Here is a 12,565-nt window from a genome sequence, read left to right as displayed (position 1 = left end):
CCTGTCGATTTGTTTCAATTCCCCTTAATATATAGTCTCTATTCTGCCTGTTTTCTTCCTCTTTTTTTCCGTCCGGGAAGTGAAGGTGAAATATTGTCTCTGACAAACTTTTTAAAGCTACTCAGCGATACCTGGTAAAATTCGGCCAGTTCGGCATAAGTCGCATTCTCTTCGTTGAGTTCTTTTTCGATCTGTTCTTTTTGTGAGAGCAGGTGATCCATTTTGGGTGTTCCTTTCGGCCGCCCGAGCACTTTACCCCGGCTTCTGGTTATCTCTAACGATTCTTTTGTTCGGGTCGAGATTAGTTTACTTTCTATTTCCGAAACGAGCCCAAAAGTAAATGCTAATGTTTTGCTGTCGACATTATTTTCAAAAGTATAGCCTTCCTTAAGACAATGAAGGGTTACTTTTTTCTCAATACATAATAAGATCAAATGCATAATTTCCATCAACCTTCGGCTCAGGCGTGTAACATCGGCTACAATCAGTGTGTCGCCAGCGTTCATATTCTTGATTATATCTTCAAGCCTGTTCTTGTGTCGTGAGGAGGTTGTACGGGTATCTTTATGCCATTTGTCGATAATTATGTTATTGTTCGCGGCAAACTGTTCAATCGCATTTTTTTGATTGTCACTTTGTTGCTTGTTTGAATATGTTCGTGTATAGGCAATTATCATACTGTTTTCAATGTTGATACGTTTATATTATAACATATTGGTTTGCAATATGTTCATGTTCGATTCTTCTTCTTTCTGCTGCTTTTTCCTCCTTTCCTTTAAATCATGTAAATAAACAGATGCGAAAATAATCAATTAAAAAAGAACACGAAATATTTGGAAGATAAAAATAAATGCTTACCTTTGCACCGCAATCAACAATAAAGGGGTTGTAAAACGGGGTGTAGCGCAGTCCGGTTAGCGCACCTGCTTTGGGAGCAGGGGGTCCCAGGTTCGAATCCTGGTACCCCGACAGAGAAAGAGAATCAACGGTTTAGTTGGCTCTCTTTTTTATTTTTAAATCTCTATAATATATCTTATCCGGAAGTTCTCTTTCCCTGATTTGTTTTTTGAAAATAAACTATCATACTCTCATTTTTCTTTCGTGTGGATTGAAAGTCAATGCATATATCTATGATAGTTGCTTGAAATAGCTATCATGGCAACTATCATAATCCTCATTTAACTGTCATATCTTCCCGTTTATCGAAAAAATAAGGTACCTGAAAGTGTAGTCGATGGGTTGTTTTATATTAAACAGGTTTCTTTTTTTAGTGATGTAATAGGATTTTTTGCGAAGAGTAAGCGGATTATTTCTCCGAGACCCTCATTTGAATGCTTTTTACACCCGGGTTTGAACGGTGCCGAGACCCGGGTGTAAAGGGTTGACAGACCCGGGTCTCAACGGAAATAAGTCGTTATGTTATTGAAAATAAACAATATACTACGTGGTAAAATCCAGGTGTATTTATGATAGTATGATGGTTGTATTGATCTGTATCATCTTAACTATCATGCTGTCATGGTGCTGAATATCAATGTGTAATGTGTATGTTATGATAGTATGACAGTTGTTTTGCATTAAATAATCGTAAGTATCTTTGGTCCGGTTGTCCTGTTTTTCTTTTAATTTCAATGAAATTATTACAGTTAATGAATATAGTATTATCTTTGCAAACCGGCTGCGCGTAGAGTACAATAGTATTTTACAGATGCATTGTATGTATACTTTTGATTCATGGAATTAAAACAAATAAATCTTATTTAAGATGTATAGAACAAGAACATGTGGAAACTTGCGCCTGGCAGACGAAGGTCTGGTGGTTACTTTAGCCGGATGGGTGCAGAGAACTCGTAAGATGGGCGGTATGACATTTGTCGATCTCCGCGACCGTTATGGTATAACCCAGTTGGTATTCAATCAGGAAGTGGATGCAGATCTTTGCGAAAAGGCAAATAAACTGGGACGTGAATATGTTATTCAGGTAACAGGTACGGTTAGAGAACGCTCCAGCAAGAATAAAAATATCCCGACAGGAGATATCGAGTTGATCGTTTCGGAAATGAATATATTGAATGCGGCTGTTACTCCTCCTTTCACGATCGAAGACGAAACGGACGGAGGCGATGACCTGCGTATGAAATACCGTTATCTGGATTTGCGTCGTAATGCTGTTCGCAAGAACCTCGAATTGCGTCACCGCATGGCTTTTGAGGTTCGTAACTATCTGGATAAACAGGGATTCCTTGAAGTGGAAACTCCGGTTCTGGTAAATTCTACTCCCGAAGGTGCACGCGATTTTGTGGTTCCTTCACGTATGAATCCGGGACAGTTCTATGCATTGCCACAGTCTCCGCAGACCTTGAAACAGTTGCTGATGGTGTCTGGTTTCGACCGTTATTTCCAGATCGTTAAATGTTTCCGTGACGAAGACCTGCGTGCCGACCGTCAGCCGGAATTTACACAGATCGACTGTGAAATGAGTTTTGTTGAGCAGGAAGATGTCTTGAATATCTTCGAAGGAATGGCGAAACATCTGTTCAACGTAATTCGTGGTGTTGAGATTAAAGAACCGTTCCAGCGTATGACCTGGCACGATGCAATGAAATATTACGGAAGCGATAAACCCGATTTGCGTTTCGGTATGAAGTTTGTCGAACTGATGGATATCATGAAAGGTCATGGTTTCTCGGTATTCGACGATGCAGCTTATATCGGCGGTATCTGCGCCGAAGGGGCAGCAACTTATACACGTAAGCAATTGGATGCGCTGACCGAGTTTGTAAAACGTCCGCAGGTGGGAGCAAAGGGCATGGTGTATGCCCGTGTGGAAGCCGACGGTAACGTAAAATCGAGTGTAGACAAATTCTATACACAGGAAACGTTGCAGCAGATGAAAGATGCCTTCGGTGCAAAACCGGGCGATCTGATCCTGATTCTTTCCGGTGATAATGCAATGAAAACACGCAAACAACTTTGCGAATTACGTCTTGAAGTGGCAAGCCAGTTAGGATTGCGCGACAAGAATAAGTTTGCCTGCCTGTGGGTTGTAGACTTTCCGTTGTTTGAGTGGAGTGAAGAAGATCAGCGTTTTTATGCGATGCACCACCCGTTTACTTCTCCGAAGCCTGAGGATATTCCGCTGTTGGATAGTGATACAGGTGCTGTACGTGCCAATGCTTACGATATGGTTATCAATGGTGTTGAAGTGGGTGGAGGTTCTATCCGTATCCATGACAGCAAATTGCAGGATAAGATGTTCCAGTTGTTGGGATTCACCGAAGAGAGAGCACAGTCTCAGTTCGGCTTCCTGATGAATGCTTTCAAATATGGTGCACCCCCTCACGGAGGTCTGGCTTATGGTCTCGACCGTTGGGTGTCTTTGTTTGCCGGTCTCGATTCGATTCGCGATTGCATCGCCTTTCCGAAGAACAACTCCGGTCGCGATGTCATGCTCGATGCTCCGTCGGTTATCGACGATTCGCAATTGGATGAGCTGTGCCTGAAAGTAGACGTAAAAGAATAATTTATTGCTTATGATACGGATAAAGGATGTACTGAAAGAATTAGAGCAATACGCTCCGTTGCCATTGCAGGAAAGCTTTGACAATGCAGGTGTACAGGTTGGAGATGTAAACCAGCTTGCCACCGGTGCGCTTCTTTGCCTCGATGTCACTGAAGAGGTGGTGGATGAGGCGATAGAACTGGGGTGTAATCTGATTATTTCTCATCATCCTTTAGCCTTTAAAGCGTTCAAATCGTTGACCGGTTCGACTTATATCGAGCGTTGTATGATGAAGGCATGCAAGTATGACCTGGTGGTCTACGCTGCCCATACCAATCTCGATAATGCTGCAGGCGGTGTGAATTTTCGTCTGGCCGAACTGATCGGTTTGGAAAACGTGCGTGTGTTGAGTCCGCAGAAAGGCGCTTTGTTGAAACTGGTTACATTCGTGCCTGAAGCTTATGCCGAACTGGTGCGAACCACGTTGTTCAACGCAGGTGCCGGAACTGTCGGGGCTTATGATTCGTGCAGTTTTAACCTGACGGGGAGCGGAACTTTCCGTGCAGGAGAAGGTACAAATCCGTTTTGCGGTGAAGTAGGGGAGTTGCATGTTGAACGCGAAATCCGTATCGAAACGATATTGCCTGCTTTCCGTAAGCCTACGATAACACGCGCTTTGCTTTCCGTTCATCCGTATGAGGAGCCGGTATTCGATTTTTACCCTTTAAACAATACGTGGGAACAGGTCGGTTCGGGCGTAGTGGGCGAGTTGCCGGAAGAAGAGGATGAACTGGCCTTTCTGCAACGGATAAAAGACCTGTTTCAGGTCGGTTGCGTAAAGCATTCCGCCTTCACCGGCAAGCCGATACGTGAAGTGGCGTTGTGTGGTGGCAGCGGCGCGTTCCTTGTGAAAGATGCGATTGCGTACGGTGCCGACGTGTTCATTACAGGAGAGGCTAAATACAATGACTTTTATGATGTGGAGGATCGTATTCTGCTGGCTGTAATAGGCCACTATGAATCCGAAGTATGTACAAAAGACATCTTTTATAACATAATATCGAAAAAATTCCCTACCTTTGCCGTACATTTTTCGAATGTTAATTCAAACCCGGTAAAATATTTATAGAATGGCTACAGATAAACAATCAGCTGAAAAAGAGTATACAGTTGAAGAAAAGCTTTCTACGCTCTATCAACTTCAGACGATGATGACTGAAATTGATAAGATCAAAACGCTTCGTGGAGAGCTTCCCCTGGAAGTTCAGGACCTGGAAGATGAGATTGCAGGATTGGAAACCCGTCTTCAGAACTATCAGTCGGAGATCCAGGATTATGAGAATGCTGTTGTTGAACAGAAACACAGAATTACAGAATCTACCGGACTGATCGAGAGATATAAATCGCAACTGGATAACGTGCGCAATAACCGTGAATTTGATAACTTGTCGAAGGAAATCGAATTCCAGGGACTTGAGATCGAATTTTCTGAAAAGAAGATACGTGAATTCGGTGAGTCGATTAACCATAAGAAAGAAGAGATTGCCCAGCTTTCTGAAAGACTGGACGGCCGTAAAGCTGACCTGGTTCAGAAGAAGAGCGAACTGGAAGAGATTATTTCCGAAACCAAGCAGGAAGAAGAAAGATTACGCGAAAAGGCTAAAAAGTTGGAGACAACGATCGAGCCTCGTTTGCTTACTGCTTTCAAACGTATCCGTAAGGGTGCACGCAATGGTTTGGCTGTTGTTTATATCCAGCGTGATGCCTGCGGTGGTTGCTTCAACAAGATCCCGCCCCAGAAACAGATGGATATCAAGTTGCGTAAGAAAGTGATTGTTTGCGAATATTGCGGACGTATCATGATCGACCCGGAACTGGCAGGTGTGGAAGAATAAAACTGATACAGTAGATAAAAGCTTATGGCTTTAGCTGAATTATAATATGTTTGGCTAAAGCCATAATTTTATACGGCAGATGAGGAATATTGTTCGTGCATATATCGAAAAACAGCAGTTGTTGTCGGGGGACAAGCCTGTGCTGGTCGGGTTGAGTGGAGGAGCTGATTCGGTTGCTTTGCTTGCTTTGCTCGTACAGCTGGATTATCCTTGTATGGCTCTGCATTGTAATTTTCATTTGCGTGGCGATGAGTCTGTCAGAGATGAACAGTTTGCCGAAGATATGGCCTGCAGGCTGCAGGTGCCTTTTCATAAAATAGATTTTGATACCGTTGCTTATGCGGCAGAGCACCATCTCTCTATCGAGATGGCAGCCCGTGAACTCCGTTACAGCTGGTTTGAAAAGATGCGGCAACGTTTGGGTGCACAGGCTATCGCTGTGGCCCATCATCGCGACGATAGCGTGGAAACTGTGTTGATGAACCTGGTGCGGGGGACAGGGATCCGGGGACTGGGTGGTATTCGTCCGAAAAACGGCCATGTGGTGCGTCCGCTGCTGACGGTCAGCCGTAGTGAGATACTGGACTGGCTGGAAGAACAGCAATTGCCGTATGTTACCGACAGCACAAACCTCTCGGATGCTTATACACGTAATTTTATTCGTCTTCGTGTACTTCCTTTGCTGGAAGAATTGAATCCTTCCGTCAAATCGGCTATAGCGCGCACTGCCGACCATTTGGCAGAAACCGAAACCATCTACTTGCATGAGGTGGAAAAAGCCCGTAAAGAACTGATGAAAGAGGGGAACCGTATCCCGATTGCCCGCTTGCTCCGATATCCTTCTCCTGCAACGATTTTATATGAGTTGTTGAAGCCTTATGGTTTTTCCCGCCAGGTAGCCGATGATGTATTCCGTTCATTGGAGAGAGAGTCGGGTAAAATGTTTTATTCTCCCGGATTTTGTTTATTGAAAGATCGTGAGTATTTGCTGTTGGAGCCCAAAGGTCAGGGGGAGACTATGGAATATGTGTTTACGGCAGAAGATATTATGGAAGATATCTGGCACGGTCCGATTGAACTTTCTTTCTTTAAATCTGTTATTACTACTGACTTCAGTATCCGGAAAGATAAGCATATCGCTTATTTCGATTACGACAAACTCTCTTTTCCCCTGACATTACGTAAATGGAAAGAAGGAGACTGGTTCATTCCTTTTGGGATGAAAGGCCGTAAGAAACTGAGTGATTATTTTTCCGATCATAAATTCAGCCGTATGGATAAGGAGCGGACGTGGCTCCTTTGTAGCGGCGAAAACATTATCTGGATTGTAGGAGAGCGCTCCGATAACCGCTTTTGTTTCGACAAAACGACTAAGAGTGTGCTAATTGTGAATTTTTTTTCGACAAAAATGACAGAATAACTAAAAATGTTTTTACATTTGCACTGATTTACTCCGCAGATGTGTTACTAATGATTCAAATTAGCTAGACAATCCGGTTTTTACATTGAAATTTTTATTATCAAAAACTATTAAGATACAATGATAGCGGTAAGCACGTGTTGTACAATCTTTCATCGTGTGCCGTTTTTATTACTCACTTCTCAATATGCAGAAATATAACATTCTAGAACTAAATGAAAAACTCCTTCCTGAATTGCAGAGTATAGCGGAAGAGTTGGGAATTAAGAAGATAAGTTCTTTGAAAAAAGAAGAACTTGTTTATCGTATTCTTGATGAACAGGCTATCTCTTATGCAGGTTTACAGGCAGAAAAGGAGAAAGAAAAAGAAGCTAAGAAAGCTGAAAAGCAGACGAAAGCGAAGAAACCTTCTAAAACGGCTGCTGCAAAAGCTCCGAAAGCCGAAAGCAAACCTAAAGCTGCAAAGTCCGAAACGGCTGCGGTTGTAGCTCCTGAAGCCACAGAGCCGGTTGCAGAAAAGAAAGCAGCGGTTGTTGCGGAAAAGAAGGAACAACCCGAGCGTAAGAAAAGAGTACGCATTGAAAAGAAAGAAAAAGTGGCAGGTGCAGCTGTTCCGGCTAATCAGACAGACGAGGTGAAAGTTACTAAGACTCCTCAAACTGTCTCTACGGAAGTAGTTGTGGAAAAGCCTTTATTACCACCGGTTGTGGTTGAAGGTGCTCCGGAGGAATTGCCGGTAGTAGAAGTCGCTCCTGAAGTTCCGGAAGTACCGGTACAGGAAGCCCCTGAAGTCCCGGCAGTTGAAACCCCGGCAGCAAACGAACCCAAGAGAGTTGTATTCAGACATCCTGACACCAAGTCGGTACTCGATCAACTTTTCCCGTTCTCTCCTTCGCCGGCCAAACCGGAAAAAGCTGCTCCGCAACAGCCTGAACAGCAGAATACTCCTCAGCAGCCGCAGCAAGCACAGCCGCAGCAAAACGCTCCTCGTCAGAATAATAACAGACAGAACAATCAGAATAACCACAATAATCAGCGCAACAATAACGCATCGCAGGAAAAACAGTACGAGTTCGATGGAATTCTGATCGGTACGGGCGTTTTGGAAATGATGCAGGATGGTTATGGTTTTCTGCGTTCTTCGGATTATAACTACCTGACTTCTCCGGATGATATATATGTATCACAATCGCAGATCAAATTGTTTGGTCTGAAGACCGGTGATGTGGTGGAAGGTGCTATCCGTCCTCCGAAGGAAGGTGAAAAATATTTCCCGCTGGTAAAAGTCGATAAGATCAATGGCCGTTCGCCGGAAGATGTGCGCGACCGTGTTCCTTTCGATCATCTGACACCGCTTTTCCCGGATGAAAAGTTTATGCTGACGGCTCGTAAAGCTCCGAAAGTATATGATAATATAGCAGTTCGTGTAGTCGATCTGTTCTCTCCGATCGGTAAAGGTCAGCGTGGTCTGATCGTGGCACAGCCTAAGACCGGTAAGACTATGTTGCTGAAAGATATCGCCAATGCAATTGCAGCGAACCATCCGGAGGTATATATGATCATCCTGTTGATCGATGAGCGTCCGGAAGAAGTAACTGATATGGCTCGTAGTGTAGATGCGGAAGTGATCGCTTCTACTTTCGATGAACCGGCAGAACGTCATGTGAAGATTGCCGAGATCGTATTGAACAAGGCTAAACGTATGGTAGAATGCGGCCATGATGTTGTTATCCTTCTGGATTCTATCACTCGTCTGGCACGTGCTTACAATACAGTTCAGCCTGCTTCCGGTAAGGTTCTTTCCGGAGGTGTGGATGCGAACGCGCTGCAGAAGCCGAAACGTTTCTTCGGTGCTGCCCGTAACATTGAGAATGGCGGTAGCCTGACGATCCTGGCAACAGCATTGACAGAAACCGGTTCAAAAATGGACGACGTGATCTTTGAAGAGTTTAAAGGTACAGGTAATATGGAGTTACAGTTGGATCGTAAGTTGTCTAACAAACGTATTTATCCGGCTGTCGATATCACAGCTTCAAGTACTCGCCGCGATGATCTGTTGCAGGATGAAAGTACATTGAACCGTATGTGGATACTTCGTAAATATCTGTCGGATATGAACTCGATCGAAGCGATGGAGTTTGTGAAGAAACGTATGGAACAGACTTATGATAATATGGAATTCCTGGCTTCCATGAACGGATAATTCAAAACAGAAACATATAAAAAAGGGATGCATATTAAATGCATCCCTTTTTGTTTACCTGTATTTTGATATTCTTTCAGGATTCTTTTTTAGGTCTTCCGCGGCGGTTTCCGTTATTGGGTTTTCCTCCCGGACGGTTTCCCTGATTTCTTCCTCCACCGTTGTTACCTTCTTTACGTGGACGTCCGCGTCCGCGACGCATATTTCCATATTTCTCAGGCTCGTACAAGGGTGTTTCGCCAAACTTCGGATCGATAGGGATTTTGTAAACCTCTTTTTCCAGGAAGTTCTCGATGCGTTTGAACTGTGCCTGTTCTTCTATACTGATAAATGTGATAGCTAATCCTTCGCCGCCGGTACCGCGTGCAGTACGACCAATGCGGTGTACGTAATCTTCCGGATCGTGAGGTATATCATAATTGACTACCAGTTTGATGTCATTGATATCGATACCGCGTGAAACAACGTCGGTAGCGACCAGTATGTCGATGTGTCCGTTTTTAAATTCTTTCATCACCTCTTCGCGCTGAGACTGTTCCAGGTCGGAGTGCATGGCAGCTACATTGAACTTCATCCGTTTCAGGGTAGAGGCAAGCTCTTTCACTTTCATTTTGGAGGAAGAGAAAATAATGACACGCTGCGGACGGCTTTGCTGGAACAGATCTTCAAGTATCTTTAGTTTTTGAGGATCGTAGCAAATATAAGCCGTTTGCATGATTGTTTCCGGTGGACGTGAGATGGCGATTTTAACTTCTTCGGGGTTTTTCAGAATTGTTTTTGCTAATGTTCTGATTTTGGGAGGCATGGTGGCGGAGAACATAATAGTCTGACACGTAGGAGGCAGTTGTTTATATACCTGCATAATGTCGTCGTAAAATCCCATATCCAACATGCGGTCGGCTTCATCGAGCACGAAATAGGAAACCTGTGAAAGGTCTACAGTCCCTAGTTTCAGGTGCGATAATAAACGTCCCGGAGTGGCGATAACAATATCGGCACCCATTTCCATACCTCGTTTTTGTTGTTCCCAGGCTACCCCGTCAGTTCCGCCGTATACGGCCACAGCCGATACCGGAACGAAATAAGTGAATCCTTCTATCTGCTGGTCTATCTGTTGGGCCAGCTCACGGGTTGGTGCCATAATAACGGCATTAACGGCATTGTCAGGATGATTTCCCTTACTTAATTCATTGATCAGAGGCAGTACATATGCCGCCGTCTTTCCTGTGCCGGTTTGTGCACAGGCGATAATATCCTTCCCTTCTAATATTACCGGAATCGTTAATTCCTGTACAGGTGTCGTTTCCTGAAAATTCATAGCATCGAGTCCGTCTAATACGGCCTCTTCCAAATCCAATTCGTCAAATCTCATCTTCTATCATTAAATTCACCGTAAAGGTAAATAATATTTGTCAAATTCTATACTACTAATGTTGGCTCTTGTAATAAATGTCTTGTATTTTTCTGTAAGCTTTGAAAATTCATATTTATCTATGGTGCTGTACCATAAAAATTAATATCTTTATGCCCGTATTGGAAAAATGGCAAGTTATTATGGGAATAAATGATAGCTCTAACGGCTTTCAAAAGAAAGTAACCTTAAATGAGTCGGATACAGTTCATGAGTTACTTAATACAATATTGGATCATTTGCCTCTGGGGGTATTTGTAAAAGATCCGGAAGATCATTTCAATTATCTTTACTGGAACAAATTTATGGAAGAGATAACGGGTATTGATACATCCCAGATCGAAGGACACGATGACTCTGAAGTGAATTTTAATGCCTTAATGTCGGCAGAGGAACGCCTGGAGGTTGATAGACAGGTGATTCGTTCGGGAAAAGAGGCCGAATTTCATGGGTGGCTCAAGACTGTTTCCGGAGAGACTAAATATATTGAGGTTGCTAAGTATCCGATTTCTTTAAGTAACGGAAAACCTCTGTTACTCGCATTGTGGCGTGACGCTACAGTGAAACGGGCAATAGAAAAACGCTTGGAAGATGAGCGTGATAAGGCGGAAATGGCAGACAAGCTGAAATCTAAATATCTGGCAGATATGAGCCATGAGATCCGTACGCCTTTGAATGCAATAACCGGTTTTTCGGAAATGATGGCCTTTGCGGATTCGGACGAAGAACGTATGTCTTATTATGAGATAATAAAAGCCAATAATCAGTTGCTCATGCAATTGATCAATGATATTCTCGACTTGTCGAAGATTGAGGCGGATGCGATAAAGATCAGCTATGCACCGATCGACCTGAACGAGATGATGGATACTACTTATGCTTCCATAAGGCCCCGTATGCCGAAAGATGTGAAACTGATCCTGGAAAAGGGACTGGATAGATGTACTTTTGGTGCCGACTATATCCGTTTGCTCCAGCTAATCAATAACCTGGTCAATAATGCGATCAAGAATACCAAAAGGGGGAGCATTACGATGGGCTATGAATCTCTGGGGGATGGTAAACTGAACTTTTATGTCAAAGATACCGGACAGGGAATCGCTGAGGCGCAATTGCAGAACCTGTTCAACCGCTTTGTCAAGGTCAATGACTATGTGGAGGGTATCGGTTTGGGATTAGCTATTTGTAAAGGACTTGTGACGAAGATGGGAGGTACTATCCGGGTTGAATCGCGGCTGGGTGAAGGTTCGACTTTTTCGTTCATTCTGCCTTCACATGCCTGGTAAAGAGTTGTTTTGAAGTAATTATTTCTTTCCGTAATAGCGTTTGTAAATCTGGTCATACAAACCGCTCCGCTTAATTTGTGACAACCAGCTGTTCAGGCTGTCGAGCAGGATAGGGGAGTCTTTACGTACGGCCCACGATTGAAGCTGGGTGAAACTAATATCCGTATCGATATCTATTTCGGGCAGATTGTCTTTGGATAGACGGGCTATTTGCTGATCGCATACGGCATAGTCGATATCCCCTTTGGCTACCATGATGGCTAATTGTTCGCTGGAATAAAGTTCGTCTTCTTTTACATAGATGGTGTCGCCTATTTCATGTGCCAGGTTTTGCAGACGCAGCAAAGCCGGTGAGTTTTTGGGGATATACAATGTCTTTTGTGCCAGGTCGAGCTGATTCCGGATCGGTTTGATGCCGTTGTTGGATTCTTCCGTGCGTTGTACCAATACCTGCTTGTTAAAAACGATCGGTTCGGTAAACAGGTAGTTCTCTTTTATTTCACTGTTAATCGGAATATTGCGGGCTATGACATCGCATTGGTTGTCCGATAATTCCTTGAAACTTTCTGCAAGGCTCATTTCCAGCTGGGTCTGAACTTCCAGACCGGACAAGGCGGCGATTGCCTGGCTTAATTCATATTGGAACCCCTCTATCGTATCGCCGGCTACATAATAACCGGATTGATTATATTCGGTAACCATTCGAAGGATACCCTCTGCCTTGATTTCCGGATAGTCCCTTGGAGCGACAGGCGCCTTCTTATACGGCCACAGACGAAACATGACTATCAGTACACATACCAACAGGATGACATAAACGACCAGTAACTTCCGGGAGTTCATACGGC

Annotated in this window: 9 protein-coding genes and 1 tRNA gene; 7 read left to right on the top strand and 3 right to left on the bottom strand. The window is 43.8% G+C overall.

Annotated elements, in window-relative coordinates; all coding sequences use genetic code 11:
• Positions 1-38: 38 nt before the first annotated feature.
• Entirely contained in the window at positions 39-677 is a 639-nt protein-coding gene (locus DWX23_RS10485) for a recombinase family protein (RefSeq protein WP_122374460.1), read from the bottom strand.
• Positions 678-894: 217 nt separating this feature from the next.
• On the opposite strand from DWX23_RS10485, the gene DWX23_RS10480 reads away from it, so the two are divergent.
• From DWX23_RS10480 to rho, 6 genes are all read left to right on the top strand, one after another.
• Positions 895-969: transfer RNA gene (locus DWX23_RS10480), tRNA-Pro, on the top strand.
• Between the two features lie 796 nt (positions 970-1,765).
• The gene (gene aspS, locus DWX23_RS10475) at positions 1,766-3,523 is read left to right on the top strand and encodes an aspartate--tRNA ligase (protein ID WP_122351586.1); all 1,758 of its coding nucleotides are present in this window, start codon (positions 1,766-1,768) and stop codon (positions 3,521-3,523) included.
• A 10-nt stretch (positions 3,524-3,533) separates the two neighbouring features.
• Positions 3,534-4,631 (top strand): Nif3-like dinuclear metal center hexameric protein, encoded by a 1,098-nt coding sequence (locus DWX23_RS10470; RefSeq protein WP_122351585.1) that lies wholly within the window; start codon positions 3,534-3,536, stop codon positions 4,629-4,631.
• 1 nt (position 4,632) lies between these two features.
• A complete protein-coding gene (locus DWX23_RS10465; protein ID WP_122351584.1) occupies positions 4,633-5,397 on the top strand; it encodes a zinc ribbon domain-containing protein in 765 nt (254 codons plus the stop codon).
• Between the two features lie 79 nt (positions 5,398-5,476).
• Positions 5,477-6,817, top strand: a complete 1,341-nt coding sequence (gene tilS, locus DWX23_RS10460; protein ID WP_122374459.1) for a tRNA lysidine(34) synthetase TilS — start codon at positions 5,477-5,479, stop codon at positions 6,815-6,817.
• A 187-nt stretch (positions 6,818-7,004) separates the two neighbouring features.
• Positions 7,005-9,020: a transcription termination factor Rho gene (gene rho, locus DWX23_RS10455; protein ID WP_122374458.1), complete on the top strand. Its 2,016-nt coding sequence runs from the start codon at positions 7,005-7,007 to the stop codon at positions 9,018-9,020.
• A gap of 76 nt (positions 9,021-9,096) precedes the next feature.
• On the opposite strand, the gene DWX23_RS10450 is transcribed toward rho, so the two are convergent.
• A complete protein-coding gene (locus tag DWX23_RS10450) occupies positions 9,097-10,392 on the bottom strand; it encodes a DEAD/DEAH box helicase (protein ID WP_122351582.1) in 1,296 nt (431 codons plus the stop codon).
• 182 nt (positions 10,393-10,574) lie between these two features.
• Here DWX23_RS10450 and DWX23_RS10445 point away from each other — a divergent pair, with 182 nt between their 5' ends.
• Positions 10,575-11,717: an ATP-binding protein gene (locus DWX23_RS10445; RefSeq protein ID WP_122374609.1), complete on the top strand. Its 1,143-nt coding sequence runs from the start codon at positions 10,575-10,577 to the stop codon at positions 11,715-11,717.
• Positions 11,718-11,735: 18 nt separating this feature from the next.
• Here DWX23_RS10445 and DWX23_RS10440 read toward each other — a convergent pair whose 3' ends face one another.
• Positions 11,736-12,560, bottom strand: a complete 825-nt coding sequence (locus DWX23_RS10440; RefSeq protein ID WP_122374457.1) for a transporter substrate-binding domain-containing protein — start codon at positions 12,558-12,560, stop codon at positions 11,736-11,738.
• Positions 12,561-12,565 lie beyond the last annotated feature (5 nt).

It is taken from the genome of Parabacteroides sp. AF18-52 (genome assembly GCF_003479145.1).
Taxonomy (GTDB): domain Bacteria; phylum Bacteroidota; class Bacteroidia; order Bacteroidales; family Tannerellaceae; genus Parabacteroides; species Parabacteroides faecis.
Note: the sequence above shows the minus strand (reverse complement) of the source record. Positions and strands in the feature narration are given on the sequence as shown.